Annotated in this window: 14 protein-coding genes; 8 read left to right on the top strand and 6 right to left on the bottom strand. The window is 65.8% G+C overall.

All coding sequences use genetic code 11. The features are described from left to right. Positions 1-665 precede the first annotated feature (665 nt). Positions 666-1427, top strand: a complete 762-nt coding sequence (locus AWB68_RS27030) for a glycoside hydrolase family 19 protein (protein WP_087647410.1) — start codon at positions 666-668, stop codon at positions 1425-1427. A 167-nt stretch (positions 1428-1594) separates the two neighbouring features. Here AWB68_RS27030 and oxc read toward each other — a convergent pair whose 3' ends face one another. Then, the gene (gene oxc / locus AWB68_RS27025) at positions 1595-3334 is read right to left on the bottom strand and encodes an oxalyl-CoA decarboxylase (RefSeq protein ID WP_087647409.1); all 1740 of its coding nucleotides are present in this window, start codon (positions 3332-3334) and stop codon (positions 1595-1597) included. A 280-nt stretch (positions 3335-3614) separates the two neighbouring features. Between oxc and frc the strand changes: the two genes are divergently transcribed. The 3 genes from frc to oxlT all read left to right on the top strand — a co-directional run bounded on the left by frc (position 3615) and on the right by oxlT (position 6869). After that, positions 3615-4865 carry a formyl-CoA transferase gene (gene frc, locus AWB68_RS27020; protein WP_087647408.1) on the top strand — a complete coding sequence of 417 codons (1251 nt, stop codon included), beginning with the start codon at positions 3615-3617 and terminating at the stop codon, positions 4863-4865. Positions 4866-4965: 100 nt separating this feature from the next. Next, positions 4966-5412, top strand: a complete 447-nt coding sequence (locus AWB68_RS27015; RefSeq protein WP_374729612.1) for a PAS domain S-box protein — start codon at positions 4966-4968, stop codon at positions 5410-5412. 140 nt (positions 5413-5552) lie between these two features. Continuing rightward, entirely contained in the window at positions 5553-6869 is a 1317-nt protein-coding gene (gene oxlT / locus AWB68_RS27010) for an oxalate/formate MFS antiporter (RefSeq protein WP_087647407.1), read from the top strand. A 63-nt stretch (positions 6870-6932) separates the two neighbouring features. On the opposite strand, the gene hpxZ is transcribed toward oxlT, so the two are convergent. From hpxZ to AWB68_RS26985, 5 genes are read right to left on the bottom strand one after another with little or no spacing between them, the layout of a single operon-like run. After that, a complete protein-coding gene (gene hpxZ, locus AWB68_RS27005; protein WP_087647406.1) occupies positions 6933-7307 on the bottom strand; it encodes an oxalurate catabolism protein HpxZ in 375 nt (124 codons plus the stop codon). Then, positions 7304-8725 carry an AtzE family amidohydrolase gene (locus AWB68_RS27000; RefSeq protein WP_087647405.1) on the bottom strand — a complete coding sequence of 474 codons (1422 nt, stop codon included), beginning with the start codon at positions 8723-8725 and terminating at the stop codon, positions 7304-7306. The genes hpxZ and AWB68_RS27000 overlap by 4 nt, the downstream gene beginning before the upstream one ends. After that, positions 8722-8928 (bottom strand): DUF4089 domain-containing protein, encoded by a 207-nt coding sequence (locus AWB68_RS26995; protein ID WP_087647404.1) that lies wholly within the window; start codon positions 8926-8928, stop codon positions 8722-8724. Before AWB68_RS26995 ends, AWB68_RS27000 begins: the two co-directional genes overlap by 4 nt. Positions 8929-8939: 11 nt before the next feature. Further along, positions 8940-10100 (bottom strand): amidase, encoded by a 1161-nt coding sequence (locus AWB68_RS26990; RefSeq protein ID WP_087647403.1) that lies wholly within the window; start codon positions 10098-10100, stop codon positions 8940-8942. Then, a complete protein-coding gene (locus AWB68_RS26985) occupies positions 10097-10915 on the bottom strand; it encodes a cysteine hydrolase family protein (RefSeq protein WP_087647415.1) in 819 nt (272 codons plus the stop codon). The genes AWB68_RS26990 and AWB68_RS26985 overlap by 4 nt, the downstream gene beginning before the upstream one ends. A 206-nt stretch (positions 10916-11121) precedes the next feature. On the opposite strand from AWB68_RS26985, the gene AWB68_RS26980 reads away from it, so the two are divergent. Genes AWB68_RS26980 through AWB68_RS26965 form a run of 4 tightly spaced genes read left to right on the top strand, consistent with a single transcriptional unit; the run spans position 11122 to position 15770 of the window. Beyond that, positions 11122-12147 (top strand): BMP family protein, encoded by a 1026-nt coding sequence (locus AWB68_RS26980; protein ID WP_374729611.1) that lies wholly within the window; start codon positions 11122-11124, stop codon positions 12145-12147. Continuing rightward, the gene (locus AWB68_RS26975) at positions 12144-13748 is read left to right on the top strand and encodes an ABC transporter ATP-binding protein (RefSeq protein ID WP_087647401.1); all 1605 of its coding nucleotides are present in this window, start codon (positions 12144-12146) and stop codon (positions 13746-13748) included. The genes AWB68_RS26980 and AWB68_RS26975 overlap by 4 nt, the downstream gene beginning before the upstream one ends. Further along, positions 13738-14856 carry an ABC transporter permease gene (locus AWB68_RS26970; protein WP_087647400.1) on the top strand — a complete coding sequence of 373 codons (1119 nt, stop codon included), beginning with the start codon at positions 13738-13740 and terminating at the stop codon, positions 14854-14856. Before AWB68_RS26975 ends, AWB68_RS26970 begins: the two co-directional genes overlap by 11 nt. Continuing rightward, complete coding sequence (locus AWB68_RS26965; RefSeq protein WP_087647399.1) at positions 14853-15770, top strand: ABC transporter permease; 918 nt, start codon at positions 14853-14855, stop codon at positions 15768-15770. Before AWB68_RS26970 ends, AWB68_RS26965 begins: the two co-directional genes overlap by 4 nt. The last annotated feature ends 3 nt before the right edge of the window (positions 15771-15773 follow it).

Raw genomic sequence — 15773 nt, 5'->3', positions numbered from 1 at the left:
CGTATGGCGGTGCGACGTGCGCGCCTCTTCTACATGCCAACAACGATGAAACCCCGCTAACGACACTCCCCCGGTTGGACCACTCCGAGGGAGCGGTCTAGTGGCGCATGGCAAGGATTGGCGTTGTGAAGCTGCTTTCTTTGCTTACTTTCTTTGCAGCAGCAAAGAAAGTGAGTCCCGCCCCGGACAGGGGCAGAGCTAATAAACCGACATGAATACAAGTTCCATGGGAGCCTGAGCGCATCAAACGGTGTAACCCCAACCCAACCCCCAGCGCCCATACCCCACCGCGAGCGCAAACCGTTATAACGATCCTGCTATTCAATAAGACAATCCTGCGCTCATCTATCCGCAGTGCAGCATCATCCCCGCCCCGCCTCGCATCCCCCGACAACGTCAATAGCCAAGCGAAGCGCGGCACCCACCCCGAAGTGTGATGAAGCGCTCATACGCACGCAAGCAAACCCTGGCATTCAAAACAATGCGTGCTAAAACATTACGCAGGCCGATGCTTCGAACCCCTTCAGGCTTCGCAGCACTCGCCCCTCCCAGGCCGCGCAAAAAAGCATTTCACTCCAACACTGGCCCATCGACACCTCGCAGACGCAACCCGCTTCGCGGTGCAGCAATGGTGTCTCTTACATCATTCAGATTTGGAGAACAGTATGGACCAGGAAATGTTCATGGCAGCGACCGGTGCGTCCGCCGCCAGCGCGGCGTTTTGGCTCACGCCGATCATGAATGCGATGCAACGGTTCGAAATCAACACGCCCGCGCGGGAGGCGGCCTTCCTTGCGCAGATCGCCTTTGAAAGCGGCAAGTTTCCGCTGCCGCCGGTTCAGGAGAATTTCAACTACGGCGTCGCAGGCCTGCACGCCACATTTTCCTGCCTGACACCCGGACAGTGCGGTTCGCTCGGCCGCCAGACGGGTGAAAACTGCGTGCCCCCGGCACGCCAGCAGCAACTCGCGAATCTCGTCTACCAGAACAAGAACGGCAACGGGCCGGCAGCAGGCGGCGACGGCTGGAAATACCGCGGCTCAGGCCTGATCCAGCTCACGTTCAAGGCCAACTTCGCGAGCGCGGGCAAGGCGATCGGCATGGACCTCGTGTCCAATCCCGATCTCGTGCGCAACGACGCAAACGCCGCAGCGCTCGTCGCGGGCTGGTACTGGAAGTCGCACGGCTGCAACGAACTCGCCGACGCCGGCCACTTCGACCTGATCACCAAAGCCATCAATCCCGCAATGGCCGGCGCGGCAGGCCGCGACAACGCCTTCACGATCGCCACCAATGCGCTCCGCGCGGAGCCGGCAGGCGGCAACGGGCTCGGCGTGCCGTCCGCAGGCGCCAGCGCACTCGCCGCACAATCCGCAAGCGCCAACGCACTCGGCGCGCAGTCCGCAGGCGGCAACGCGCGCGTCTGAAACGCAGGCCCGCAGCGCGCGTTTCGGTGCCATCGTCGAAACGCGCGCAACAGGGTCACGAAGGACCCGCCAGCGCATCGGCCGGACCCGTCGACTCCAACTCGCTCCGGGTCCGATCAAAGCAGCTTGCAAGTCTCTCGCGGGCGGATCGGCGCCCGCCTCTCCAATCACTTCTTCATCGCTGCGCTTTGCGGGTTCAGGTTCGTCAAGCGCCCGCTCTCCGTGCCCGCCGCTTCATCGATGACCGCGTTGATGAGCGTCGGCTTGCCCGACGCGATCGCCTCGAGCAATGCCTTCGTCAGTTCCTCCGGCGTCGTCACGTGATGGCCGATGCCGCCGAACGCTTCGATCATCTTGTCGTAACGCGCGCCCTTGACGAACACGGTAGGCGCGACATCCTTGCCGCCCGTCGGATTCACGTCGGTGCCGCGATACACGCCGTTGTTGTTGAAGACGATCGTGCACACCGGCAACTCGTAGCGGCAAATCGTTTCCAGCTCCATGCCGCTGAAACCGAACGCGCTGTCGCCTTCGATCGCGACGACCTGCTTGCCGCTCGTCACCGCGGCGCCGATCGCGAAGCCCATGCCGATGCCCATGATGCCCCAGGTGCCCGAGTCGAAGCGCTTGCGCGGCTGGTACATGTCGATGATGCTGCGCGCGTAGTCGAGCGTGTTCGCGCCTTCGTTGACAACGTTGATGTCGGGACGCTCCTTCAGCACGTCGCGAATGGCGCGCAACGCGCTATGGAAATTCATCGGCGACGGGTTCTTGTCGAGCGTCGCCGCCATCTTCGCGAGGTTCTTGTTCTTGCGCTCGGTGATCGCGTTGACCCATTCGGCGGGCGGCTTCGGAAAGTTCGCGTCGATGCCGCCGAGCAGCGCCGACACGCACGAGCCGATATCGCCGATCACCGGCGCGGCGATCGCGACGTTGCTGTCGATTTCGGTCGGCGAGATGTCGATCTGGATGAACTTCTTGGGGCCGCCCCACGTCTTGCCCTTGCCGTGCGAGAGCAGCCAGTTGAGCCGCGCGCCGATCAGCACGACGACATCCGCCTCGGCCAGCACGAACGAGCGCGCCGCCGACGCCGACTGCGCATGCGTATCCGGCAACAGGCCCTTCGCCATCGACATCGGCAGGTACGGGATGCCGGTCTCTTCGACCAGCCCGCGGATTTCGGCGTCGGCCTGCGCGTAGGCCGCGCCCTTGCCGAGCAGGATCAGCGGACGCTTGGCGCCCTTCAATACATCGAGCGCGCGCTTGACCGATTCGGGCCCGGGGAACTGCGCAGGCGCCGCGTCGACGACGCGCACCAGTGACTGCTGCGCCTTGACCGCGTCGATCGTCTGGGCAAGCAGCTTCGCCGGCAAGTCGAGGTACACGCCACCGGGGCGGCCCGAGACGGCCGCGCGAATCGCACGCGCCACGCCGATGCCGATGTCCTCGGCATGCAGCACGCGAAACGCCGCTTTTGCGTACGGCTTCGCGGCATTCAACTGGTCCATCTCTTCGTAGTCGCCCTGTTGCAGGTCGACGATCTCGCGTTCGCTCGATCCGCTGATCAGGATCATCGGGAAGCAATTGGTCGTCGCGTTCGCGAGGGCCGTGAGGCCGTTCAGGAAGCCCGGCGCCGAGACGGTCAGGCAGATGCCCGGCTTCTTCGTCATATAGCCGGCGATGGCGGCCGCGTTGCCCGCATGCTGCTCGTGCCGGAAGCCGATGAAGCGCATGCCCTCCGCCTGCGCCAGCCGCGCGAGGTCGGTGATCGGAATGCCGACCAGGCCAAAGATGGTGTCGATGTCGTTCAGTTTCAGCGCATCGATGACGAGATGAAACCCGTCCGTGTGTTGCTGCGTGTGTTCCGCTTGCGCTACCTGCGGTGCAATCTCAAGCACATCTGCCATGACGTCTCCTTGTCGGCCGGGTGTTGTTGTCTCGTGTGATATACAGTATTGCAAAGACAATATTTATCAAGCTATCACAGTCACACGATTTGTCGAGTTCCGACGCATTACGGGAAACCCTGATCGGGTTAACGTTGATTATTTGAATCTCGTGTATGGAATATTGTATATCACACGAGCGTAAGAGAAATTCACCGCGCCCGATGTCGGGGACCGCAGAGGGCGTCCGGTCCAGTTTGAGAAAGTCCCGTTCAACCAAAGCTGTCAGGAGACAGAAGCCATGACGAAGCCGCTGGAAGGCATCAAGATCATCGATTTCACCCACGTTCAAGCGGGTCCGGCCTGCACGCAGTTGCTCGCGTGGTTCGGCGCCGATGTGATCAAGGTCGAGCGGCCCGGCTCCGGCGACGTGACGCGCACCCAGTTGCGCGACATCCCGGATGTCGACGCGCTCTACTTCACCATGCTCAACAGCAACAAGAAGTCGCTCACGCTGGACACCAAGCAGCCCGAAGGCAAGGAAGTGCTCAAGAAGCTGATCAAGGAATCGGACGTGCTGGTCGAGAACTTCGGTCCCGGCGCGCTCGACCGCATGGGCTTCACGTGGGAAACGATCAGGGAGCTGAATCCGAAGATGATCGTCGCGTCGGTGAAGGGCTTCAGCGACGGCCACCACTATGACGACCTGAAGGTCTACGAGAACGTTGCGCAGTGCGCGGGCGGCGCCGCATCGACGACGGGTTTCTGGGACGGCCCGCCGACCGTGAGCGCGGCCGCGCTCGGCGACAGCAACACCGGCATGCACCTCGCGATCGGCATTCTCACGGCGCTGATGGGCCGCCAGAAGACCGGCCGGGGACAGAAGGTCGCCGTATCGATGCAGGACAGCGTGCTGAACCTGTGCCGCGTGAAGTTGCGCGACCAGCAGCGGCTCGACCGCCTCGGCTTCCTCGAAGAGTATCCGCAGTATCCGCACGGCGAGTTCAGCGACGTCGTGCCGCGCGGCGGCAATGCCGGCGGCGGCGGCCAGCCGGGCTGGGTGCTCAAGTGCAAGGGCTGGGAAACGGACCCGAACGCGTATATCTACTTCACGATCCAGGGCCACGCATGGGCGCCGATCTGCCGCGCGCTCGGCAAGCCGGAATGGATCGAGGACCCGCACTACGCCACGGCGCAAGCACGCCAGCCGCACATCTTCGAGATCTTCAACACCATCGAAGGATGGCTCGCCGACAAGACGAAGTTCGAAGCGGTCGATATCCTGCGCAAGTTCGACATCCCCTGTTCGCCGGTGCTGAGCATGAAGGAGATCGCCAACGATCCGTCGCTGCGCGCGAGCGGTACGATCACCGAAGTGCCGCACAAGGAACGCGGTACGTACCTGACGGTCGGCAGCCCGATCAAGTTCTCCGACATGAAGCCGGAAGTGACCGCATCGCCGCTGCTCGGCGAGCATACCGAGGAAGTGCTCGAAGGCCTCGGTTATAGTCGCGAGGACATCGTGCGCCTGCGCGAACTCCAGGCTGTCTGACGGAAGGAGTGCGTGGCGGGGACGGACGCTCGCGCGTTCGTCCCGACGGCGCGGCGCACTCGTTCGACCTTGCAGCACACAATAACGGCGGTCCCGATATATGAACAGCAACGCCTTGCATAACGCCATCGATGCCGACCAGTTGATCGACGCCATCGGCGACGCGATCGTGATCTCGGATGCGAGCGGCGCGATCATCCTGTGGAACCCGGCCGCCGAGCGCATGTTCGGCTTCACGCAGGAAGAGGCGCTCGGCCAGTCGCTCGACATCATCATTCCCGAACGCCTGCGCGGACGGCACTGGGCCGGCTACGAAAAAACCATGGCGACCGGCCAGACGCGCTACGGCCACGACGTGCTGCGCGTGCCCGCCATCGACAAGGCGGGGCGCTCGATGTCGATCGCGTTCACCGTCGCGCTGCTGCATTCGGCCGACAACGCGGTGAGCGGCATCGTCGCGGTGATCCGCGATGAAACGGTCCGCTTCCAGGAAGAGCGCGAACTGCGCAAGCGCATTGCCGAACTGGAGGCGAAGACGCAGACCTGATGCCGCTGCATGACCCATGACGCACGACGCATGACCCATCCACGCTCCGACAACAAGAACCTCGAGGACCGCCGCACAGAGCACACCTCAATTGCATTGAAAGCGCCGACCGAGCGCCACATATCAGGAGACGTACAGACATGGCAAACACCTTCACCCCTGCCCCCCTACGCATGGGGAAAAGCCACAACCGATGGGCCCAGCTCGCGATCGGCATCATCTGCATGGGCCTCGTCGCGAACCTGCAGTACGCATGGACGCTTTTCGTGGTTCCGATGGATGCGAAGAATCACTGGGGGCAGGCCGCGATCCAGACCGCGTTCACCATCTTCATCGTTACCGAGACGTGGCTCGTGCCGATCGAAGGCTGGCTCGTCGACAAGTTCGGGCCGCGTCCGGTCGTGATCGGCGGCTCGCTTTGCGCTGCGCTCGGCTGGGTCATCGACGCGCACGCGACCAGCCTCATGCATCTTTATGTCGGCGCCGTGGTTGCGGGCATCGGCGCGGGGTGCGTGTACGGCACCTGCGTGGGCAACGCGCTCAAGTGGTTCCCGGACAAGCGCGGTCTCGCGGCGGGCCTGACCGCGGCGGGCTTCGGCGCGGGTGCGGCGGTCACGGTGATTCCGATCGCGAACATGATCCAGAGCTCGGGCTACGAGCACACGTTCATGTTCTTCGGCATCTTCCAGGGCGCCTGCATCTTCGCGCTCGCGCTCTTTCTCGTGCGGCCGGCGCCGCCCGCGAACATCGTGATCCCGAAGCGCCTCGCGGCATCGAAGATCGACTACACGACGAACCAGATGGTGCGTGCGCCGCTCTTCTGGGTGATCTACCTGATGTTCGTGTTCGTCGCGGCGGGCGGCATCATCGCGACGGCGCAGCTCGGTCCGATCGCCAAGGAGTTCGGCTTTGCGAACCTGCCGGTCAGCGTGCTCAGCGTGACCTTGCCGCTCCTCACGATGACGCTCTCGATCGACAATCTCTGCAACGGCTTCACGCGCCCCTTGTGCGGTTTCCTCTCCGACCGCTTCGGCCGCGAGAACACGATGTTCGTAATCTTCCTCGGCGAAGGCGCGGCACTGCTCGGGCTGATGTGGTTCGGGCATAACCCGTATCTCTTCATGTTCTTCGCCGCGATGATCTTCCTGTGCTGGGGCGAGATCTTCTCGATCTTCCCCGCGACCTGCGCGGATACGTTCGGCAGCAAGTACGCCGCCGCCAACGCGGGAACGTTGTACACCGCGAAAGGCACGGCGTCGATGCTGGTGCCGGTTGCATCGGTGCTATCGGCGGTGGGCGGGTGGAATGCGGTCTTCATCTGCGCGGCGGTCATCTCGATCGCGGCGGCGGTGTCGGCCAAGTTCATCCTCGCGCCGATGAGAAAGCGCTGGATCAACGATACGGCCATCGCGTATGAGAGCGCGCGCTTCGTCGAGGTTCCGGCGGAGGTGAGGTAGCAGGTCGCTGGCGCTTTGGGTGGCGGGTCTTTGCACCACCGCCACCCAAAGCGCCCGCGCGCCCTACATCCAGCTCACATGGGCGCAGACGACGCGCCACCCCTCCGGGGTCTTCATCCAGGTCTGGCTCTGTCGCCCGATGCGCGGCTCGCCCTCCCGGCGAAACTCGATATTCGCGACCGCGAACGAATCCCCATAAGACGTCACGACGCGCGCCGTCACCGTGCGCGCCAGCCCGCTACCCGGCCGCGCGGCGCGAAACGCGCGAATCGCCTCATAGCCGTAGAGGTTCTCCGTCGCGCCATACCGCAGCGTATGCGGTGAATCGAAAAACAAGCGGTCAAGCGTAGCGACGTCATTACTCACGAGCGCGCGTTCGTAGGCATCGAATGCCGCGTTCACCTCCGCAAGCACTTCAGGACGATCGATATCGTTCATTGCGCGCCTCCTGAGGCGACCGGCAACAACGCCGGCGGCGGCGCACACCAGGCAAGCTGCGCCTCTTCAAGACGCCGAGCCGCATCGAACGCAAGGTCTTCGCGCCACGGCGGCGCAATCACTTGCACCGCGATCGGCAATCCCGACGCCGAACGCATCGGCACCGCCACGACCGGCAATCCGATGCACGACACCGGCTGCGTCAACAGCCCAAGGTTCGGACGCACCGCGAGACGCTGACCATTGACGTCCATGAATTCATCGCCGATGCGGGGCGCGACGACGGGCGTCGCGGGCGCGATCAACACGTCGTAGCGCGCGAACAATTCCAGCACGCGCTTTCGCACGACGGCCCGCACGCGCTGCGCGTGCAGCACCCACGCGGCCGGCGCCAGCGCGCCTGCGATCAGGCGATCACGCGACAACGGCTCGTGCTCGTCATAGCGCGTGCCCAAGGTCGGCAGATGCAACTGGCCGCCTTCCGCCGCGCTGATCAGAAACGCCGCGCCACGCGCGGCCGCCGCGTCCGGATAATCGACGGTGTCATCCGCGCCAAGCGCGCGCGCCGCCGCAAGCGAGGCTTCGCGCGCATCGTCGCCTGCATGATCGTCGAAGTAACCGCCGAGTCGCGCGACCCGCAGCGCACGCCTGGAAGTCATCGCGCCGACCGGTTCGATCGCGCGCGCCGAACACGCGGGATCGTTCGGATCGATGTATTGCAACGCATCGTAGGTGGCGGCGAGGTCGTCGATGTTGCGCGCGAACGCACCCATGTGATCGATGCTCGCGACAAACGGAAACGTGCCGTGCCGCGACAGGCGTCCATAAGTCGGCTTGACGCCGAACACGCCGCACAACGATGCAGGCACGCGTACCGAGCCGTTCGTATCGGTGCCGAGCGTCAGCGGCACGAAACCCGCCGCGACGGCAGCGGCGCTTCCGCCCGACGATCCGCCCGAGGTGCGCGACAAATCATGCGGATTGCGGCACGGCCCCGCGTGGTGATTCTCGGTCGTGAACCCGTAGGCGAACTCGTCCATGTTGAGCGCGCCGACCACGATCGCGCCCTGCTCCCGCATGCGGCGCACGAGCGTTGCATCCGAGGTCGCGGGCGGATTGCCGGCGAGCACGCGCGACCCCGCGATCGTCGTGATGCCGGCAATGTCGAACAGGTTCTTCGCCGCGAACGGAACCCCGGCGAGCGGCGGCAAGGACTCGCCGCCTGCACGCCGGGCATCGAGTTGCGCCGCATCGTCGAAGGCTCGTTGCACCGTGAGGGCCGTGAACGCGTTCACATGACGGTCGCCGGACTCGATGCCGCTGAAGGTCTCCTCGACCACTTCGCACGCCGTGAAATCGCCGCGTGCAAAGCCTCGCGCGATGCCGAGCGCATCGAGAGGAAAGCGTGCGCCCGTCATGGCCGATACACCGGCGCGGGTTCGTCGTCGGCGCTGAGCGGCATTGCGAGCACTGGCGCCGCCAGCATCGCGATACGCGCGAACTGCTCGTGCACGCGTGCGGCCGCCGCTTCGGAGAGCGCGGGAAAGTGAAGCGCGAGCGCGGCATCGACATACGCGGAAACCGACGCGCGGTCGGGTGCCTGCGAATCATGGTCGGACATGGGCGGGACCTCTACTCGATGGATGGAAACAGGTTGCGTGCAAGCGCGATCAATGCGCGGTCGCTTCCGCGCGGTCCGATGAAAGACAGCGCCAGCGGACGATCGCGTCCGTCGGCCAGCGGCACGGTCACTTGCGGCAAGCCGGCCAGCGCCGCGATCGAATTCATCGTCAATGCATCGCGGTAGAACGCACCGATGCGTGCATCGGAGGCGTCCTTTTCGATCAGCGCAAGCGGTGTGGTCGGCTGCACGATCACGCTGTTGCCGACCAGTGCATCGATATGTCGTGCGAGCGTTGCGCGCAGTTCGCGGCATCGCGCGACTTCGCTGTCGTCGAGCCCTTTGAGCCGCGCAAAGCGCGACGCGATCGCAGGCCCGAAACGCGGCGACGTCGCGTCGATCCACGCGCCGAGCGAAGTACGGATCGCGTCGTCCTGGAGCTGCTGGTAGCAATGCAGCCAAAGCGCCTCGTCGCCCGCGAATACGCTGGCTTCATCGCTGGCGCCCGCGCTGGCGGCAAGCGTGAGCAACTGCGCGGCATCGTCGGGCTCGCTTGCCGCGCGCGCGGCGAATGCCTCCGCGCAGCGCGTCAGATGGCCGGGCACATCGGCCGCTTCCGTACCCGCGAGGAACACGTCCGCCACGCGCGCGAGCAGTTCGCCCGTGCGCGTGAACCAGCCCACGGTGTCGAAGCACGGCGCGAACGGCAGCACGCCTTCCGGCGATACGGCATCGTGCGTCGGGCGGATGCCCCACAGTCCGCAGAACGCGGCGGGCACGCGCACCGAGCCACCGGTATCGGTGCCGAGCGAGAAGTCGACCTCACCGCTTGCGACGGCGCTCGCCGATCCGCTCGACGATCCGCCCGGCAGCGCATGCGGCCAGCGGGCATTGACCGGCGTGCCGTAGTGGACATTGACGCCTTCGAGGCTATAGGCAAGCTCATCGGTGATCGTCTTGCCATCGACCGACGCGCCCGCCGCGAGCAACGCCGCGACGCTCGGCGCGTGTCGCGCGGCTTTCTCGTGCGTGGCGAGCCAGTCGGGATTGCCACCCCCCGTGACGACGCCCTCGACATCGATCAGGTCCTTCACGGCAAAGCGCAAGCCATCGAGCGGGCCGCTCGAAGTCGCCGCGACCTGAAGCCGCGGACCGGGAACGAACGCGCTCATCGCTCTTCTCCCGTCGCGCCGGCCTGCAATGCTTCGGCGAGTTGCGTCGAAGTGGCGACGAAGCCGAAGCACTTCTTCACGTTCCAGATCGTGGCTTCAGTACAGAATGCCGGCGACGAAGTCGCGCAGCAATCCGACAGCAGCACGCAGCCATACCCAAGGAAATTCGCGTCGGTCAGCGTATGCAGCACGCACTGATCCGTATTGACGCCCGCGAAGAACACCGTGCGCGCGCCGAGGTTGCGCAGGATGCTGTCGAGCGGCGTGTCCCAGAAGCCGCTGATCCGGTACTTGTCGACGCGGATGTCCCCGGGCTCGGGCGCCAGTTCATCGACGACCGCCGCAGCCCACGAATCCTTTTCGAGCACATGCGCACCATGTCCGGGAAGCGGCTCGCCGAGGCCGATGCCGATGCCCGTCGGCTTGTACAGATGCAACTGGTTCGGTGGCATGTTGGCGAGATCGGGGCGGTTCCCCCAGTTCACCCAGATCACCGGCACGCCAAGCGCGCGAGCCACTGGCAGCAGGCGCTGCAATGGTGCAATCGGCGCGCGGTCGGCTTCGTAGTCGCCCCCAAGATGGGCAACCCATCCGCCTTTGGTGCAGAAGTCGTTCTGCATGTCGATCACGACAATCGCGGATTTTTGCGCGTCGAAGCGCACGTGCTGCGGCGCTGAATCGAGTGTCGCGATGCGTGGCGCGGGCGTCGCCGGCGCCATGTCGACGAGCGTCGCGCTTGCGCTCCAGCGCGTCTGCCCGAAGGCACCGAGCGCGCCCGCAAGCGCCGCCGTATCTGGGTTCTGGACGTTCTTCAAGGGTTTCTCCAGGTCGTGCCGTGGGTCGGAATCGAGCGCGTGCCGCTTGCCGCACGACGCGCGCTCGCGGCCATCATTCAGAACGCCCAAGCATCGCTGCCCGCCCCGTCGAAATACGATCGACCGTCGCGCATGGCATCGAAGTTGCATTGTCGATTTCGTTCATGAATAGCCTACTTACCCAAACCAACGCAAAAGGAGTGCCAGTGATGACCGGATTGCAGCAACTTTCGCCGCGCTCTCGCAATCGCCGACTGCTTGCGCGCGGCCTCACCATCGCGGCACTCGCCGCGCTCAGCGCGCCGGCGTTCTTCATGAAAAACGCCCACGCCGCCGACGATGCAATGCGCGTCGGCGTGCTGATCCCCGGCTCGAAAACCGACAAGGGCTGGATGGAATCGGGCTATGACGGCGTCGAAGCCGCGCAGAAGGAATTCGGCCCGAAGCTCAAGACGCAGATCATCGAGAACATCAACTACGCCGACATGGAGCAGGCGCTCACGAATCTCGCGTCGAAGAATCAGCTCGTGATCGGCGTCGGCGGTCAGACGCAGGCCGCGGTGCTCAAGATCGCCAAGCGCTTTCCGAACGTGAAGTTCTCGATCGTCGGCGGCAGCAAGGGCGAGACAATGCCGCCGAACGTCGCGGGCTACGACGTCAAGCAGGCCGAGATCGCGTTCGTCGCGGGCGCGACCGCCGCCATGCTCTCGAAGTCCAATGCGGTGAGCTATGTCGGCGGCATGGAGATTCCATCGATCGTCAACGCGGGCAAGGAATTCGGCAACGGCGCGCGCTACATCAATCCGAAGATCAAGTACTTCGAAAGCTATACCGGCGACTTCGACAACGTCGCGAAGGCGCGCGAAGCGACCGCCGCCGCAATCGCGCAAGGCGCCGACGTCCACTATCACATCCTGAACCTCGGCCTGCGCGGCCTCGAACAGGCGGCGAAGGAAAAGAACACGCACATCATCGGCAGCTACACGGACCGTTGCGGCACCGATCCGCTGTATGTCGCGTACAGCATCACGGGGGTCGGCTTCCAGGCGCAGTACGCGATCGAGCAGCTTGAAAAAGGCGCCTGGCAGCCCGGCTACAAGGCGTTCGGCCTCGCGATGGGACCGAAGGCATCGGGGATGGCCGTATGCCAGACGACGCCCGCGATGCAGGCGAAGATCAAGCAGATCGAAGACGACATCCTGAGCGGCAAGATCAAGGTGTCGGAAGGATGAACGCCGCCGCTCTTGCCGCCGCGACGCATCCGGGGGCGGCGCCGATCCTTTCGCTCGCGGGAATCGGCAAGCGCTTCGGCGCGTTCCAGGCGCTCGACGATGTCTCGCTCGACCTGATGCCCGGCGACGTGCACTGCCTGCTCGGCGAGAACGGCGCGGGCAAGTCGACGCTCTGCAACGTGATCTTCGGCGTGCATCAACCCGACGCGGGAACCATGCAGGTCGACGGCGCCGCGTATCGGCCGCGCAATCCGCGTGAAGCCCTTGAGCACGGCATCGCGATGGTCCATCAGCACTTCAGCCTGGTCGACGACGCAAGCGTGCTCGACAACCTGCTGCTCGGCCAGGCGCGCGGCTGGCTCGATCGCGCCGGCAAAGCGAAGCAGGTGCGCACGGTGCTCGAAAGCGTCGGCCTCGATCTCGCGCTCGATGTGCGCATCTCCGACCTGTCGGTGGGCGAACGGCAGCGCGTCGAGATCGTCAAGTGTCTGATGCGCGAGCCGCGCCTGCTGTTGCTCGACGAACCGACCGCCGTCCTGCTGCCCGCCGAGATCGACGCGCTGCTCGACACCTGCGCACGCGTCGCGGCGCGCGGTTGCGCCGTCGTGCTCGTCACGCACAAGCTGCGGGAAATCTGCCGTATCGCAACCCGCGCGACGGTGCTGCAATCCGGACGCGTGGTCGCGCGCTCGGCCACGCCCTCGACCGAGATCGATCATCTCGTGCACGCGATGATCCACCGCGCGAAACCGGACGACGCACCCGATGCAGGCGACGACGCAGTGAGCCGCCTGTCGCTCGTGCGGCCGCCCGAACCGTCGCCGTACTCGCGGCCGCTCGGCGACGAAGTGCTGCAGATCGACGGCCTGAGCGCACGCGATGCCGAAGGCGCCGCGCGGCTTTCCGACTGCACGCTCGTCGTGAATCGCGGCGAGATCGTGGGCATTGCGGGCGTCGAAGGCAATGGACAAAGCGAACTCGGCGCCGTGCTTGCCGGCATGATGCCCGCCGCCGGCGGACGCTTCTTCGTGGCGGGCCGCGAGATGACGCAGGCGAGCCCGCGCGAACTCACGCAAGCGGGCGTGGGCATCGTGCCCGAAGACCGCCATGCGGTCGGCTGCGTGACGGGCATGAGCCTCGCCGACAACCTGCTCCTGAACCATCTCGACCGGTACACGCAAGCGGGTTTCCTGCGGCGCCGCGCGATGCGCGCCGCCGCGCTCGACCTGATGGCGCGCTTCGACGTGCGCGCGAGCGGCCCCGACGCACGCTTTGGCGGCCTCTCGGGCGGCAACCAGCAGAAGGCCGTGCTCGCGCGCGAACTCACGCTCGATCCGCTCGTCTTCCTGCTGGCCGCACAACCGACGCGCGGCCTCGACGTCGGCGCGGTCGCGGCGGTGTACGCGCATATCCGCGCGGCGCGCGATCGCGGCGTCGGCGTGCTGCTGATCTCATCCGAACTCGACGAACTGCTGAGCGTCGCCGATCGCATCGTGGTGCTGTATCGCGGCCGCATCATGGGCAGTTGTTCGCCCGATGCGGCGAATCGCGGACGCATCGGTGCGTGGATGGCGGGCGCGGGAGAGAACCATGAATCCTGACCTGAACCTCAACGGCACGCTCACCCGGCGGCGCCCGCGACGCGGCACCGCCAGCGGTTCGCCGCAACTGCGCGTCGCGCTCGTGATCGGCGCGTCGGTCGCGCTGGCGATGCTGGCCGCGCTTGCGCTGATCGCGGTCGTCGGCGTGCCGCTGCGCGACGCGGTCGCCGCCTTCGCCGATGGCGCGTGGGGGTCGCCCTATGCGATCGGCGCATCGGTCAATCGCAGTCTCGCGTTCGCCCTCGTCGGCACCGGCTTCGTGATCGCGAACCGCGCGCGGCTCACGAACGTCGGCGGTGAAGGACAGCTCGCGATCGGCGGCATCGCCGCGACCGCGATGAGCCTCTACGGCGGCTGCGCTCACCTGCCCTTCGGCCTCGCGTTCATCGTGCCGATGCTCACCGCCGCCGCCGCGGGCGCGATCTGGGGCGGCGTGCCGGGCATCCTGAAGGCGAAGGCCGGGACCAACGAAGTGATCAGCACGCTGCTGCTGTCGTTCATCGCCGTGTGGCTGCTGTACTGGTGCGTCCAGAGCGATGCGCTGCTGCGCCAGCCGATGACGAGCGGCTCGACGCTGCCCGAATCGCTGGAGATCCCCGACGCGACAAAGCTCCCCGCGATCCTCGCCGCAAGCGGCATGAACCTCACCATCGGCTTGCCGCTGACGCTCGTGCTCGCCGTAGCCTCCGCCGTGATGCTGAGGCGCACGCGCTTCGGCCTGTGCCTGCGCGCCGCTGGACTCAACCCGGTCGCGGCGCGTCGTGCCGGCTTGCCGATCACGTCCGCGCTGGTCGGCGCCCTCGCACTCGCCGGCGCGTTCAGCGGACTCGCGGGCGCCCTGATGCTGCAAGGCGACCAGTATTCGCTGAAGGCCGGCTTCTCGTCGGGCTATGGCTTCGACGGACTCGTGGTCGGCCTGCTCGCGCGCGATTCGATCGCCGGCGTGTTTGCCGCCGCGTTGCTCTTCGGCTTCCTGCGTTCGGGCGGCATCAACATGGAGATGGTGGCATCGGTGCCGTCGGCGCTGGTGCTGATCGTGCAGGGCATCGTCACGGTTGCGCTGGCGGGCGGCGCGATGTGGCTCGAACGCAAGGGAGTGCGCCAATGAACGTCGAGCTTCTGGCCGTCTTCGCCGGCGCCTCGATCCGCCTCGCCGCGCCGATGCTGCTCGCCTCCACCGGCGAGCTGATCAGCGAGCGCGCGGGCGTGCTGAACATGAGCGTCGAAGGCATGATGCTGACCGGCGCGTTTCTCGGCGCGACGTTCTCGTGGCTGACCGGCAATCCGACGATCGGGCTCGTGTGCGGCGTGCTCGGCGTGATTCCGCTCGCGCTGTTGCAGGCGTTTCTCAGCATCACGCTGCGCGCGAACCAGATCGTGACCGGCATCGGCATCAATATCCTCGCGCTCGGCGGCACGACGCTCGCGTATCGCGAAGTGTTCGGCGAGCGTTCGAGCGCCGTGATTCCGGGACTCGCGCGCTGGTCGCCGCCGGGCCTCGGCCAGCTTCCCGTGATCGGCGAGACCGTGTTCCACCAGGTGTGGCTGCTGTATGCGGGGCTTGCCGTGCTGATCGCCACGTCCATCGTGATGCGCCGCACGTCGCTTGGCATCGCGCTGCACGCGGCCGGCGTCGCGCCGCGTGCCGTCGACCAGTCGGGGCTCTCGGTCGCGGGGCTGCGCTATGGCGCGGTGATGTTCTCGGGCGTCATGTCGGCGGCGGCCGGCTGCTTCATCTCGATCGGCGATATCCACACCTTCACCGAAGGCATGACCAACGGCACCGGCTATCTCGCGATTGCCGCGATCATCTTCGGCAACTGGAAGATCGGGCGCACGGCGCTCGCGTGCCTGCTGTTCGGCGCCGCAACGGCGATGCAGTTCCAGTTGCCGATGTTCGGCATCCACGTGCCGACCGCGCTCCTGATCATGCTTCCCTACCTGCTCGCGCTGGTCGCGGTGGCGGGGCTGATCGGACGACAGACCGCGCCGCCCGCGCTCACGCAGCCGTTTCGGCGGTGATGC

Origin of the sequence: Caballeronia choica (assembly GCF_001544535.1) — a bacterium.
Taxonomy (GTDB): domain Bacteria; phylum Pseudomonadota; class Gammaproteobacteria; order Burkholderiales; family Burkholderiaceae; genus Caballeronia; species Caballeronia choica.
This window is presented reverse-complemented; position numbering and strand designations above follow the sequence as displayed.

Coding starts and splice junctions, on each gene's coding strand:
- AWB68_RS26990 (WP_087647403.1), bottom strand. CDS start 10,100: ATGAGCGCGTTCGTTCCCGGTCCGCGGCTTCAGGTCGCGGCGACTTCG.
- AWB68_RS27015 (WP_374729612.1), top strand. CDS start 4,966: ATGAACAGCAACGCCTTGCATAACGCCATCGATGCCGACCAGTTGATC.
- AWB68_RS26970 (WP_087647400.1), top strand. CDS start 13,738: ATGAATCCTGACCTGAACCTCAACGGCACGCTCACCCGGCGGCGCCCG.
- AWB68_RS27000 (WP_087647405.1), bottom strand. CDS start 8,725: ATGACGGGCGCACGCTTTCCTCTCGATGCGCTCGGCATCGCGCGAGGC.
- hpxZ (WP_087647406.1), bottom strand. CDS start 7,307: ATGAACGATATCGATCGTCCTGAAGTGCTTGCGGAGGTGAACGCGGCA.
- AWB68_RS26975 (WP_087647401.1), top strand. CDS start 12,144: ATGAACGCCGCCGCTCTTGCCGCCGCGACGCATCCGGGGGCGGCGCCG.
- AWB68_RS26965 (WP_087647399.1), top strand. CDS start 14,853: ATGAACGTCGAGCTTCTGGCCGTCTTCGCCGGCGCCTCGATCCGCCTC.
- AWB68_RS27030 (WP_087647410.1), top strand. CDS start 666: ATGGACCAGGAAATGTTCATGGCAGCGACCGGTGCGTCCGCCGCCAGC.
- oxc (WP_087647409.1), bottom strand. CDS start 3,334: ATGGCAGATGTGCTTGAGATTGCACCGCAGGTAGCGCAAGCGGAACAC.
- frc (WP_087647408.1), top strand. CDS start 3,615: ATGACGAAGCCGCTGGAAGGCATCAAGATCATCGATTTCACCCACGTT.
- AWB68_RS26995 (WP_087647404.1), bottom strand. CDS start 8,928: ATGTCCGACCATGATTCGCAGGCACCCGACCGCGCGTCGGTTTCCGCG.
- oxlT (WP_087647407.1), top strand. CDS start 5,553: ATGGCAAACACCTTCACCCCTGCCCCCCTACGCATGGGGAAAAGCCAC.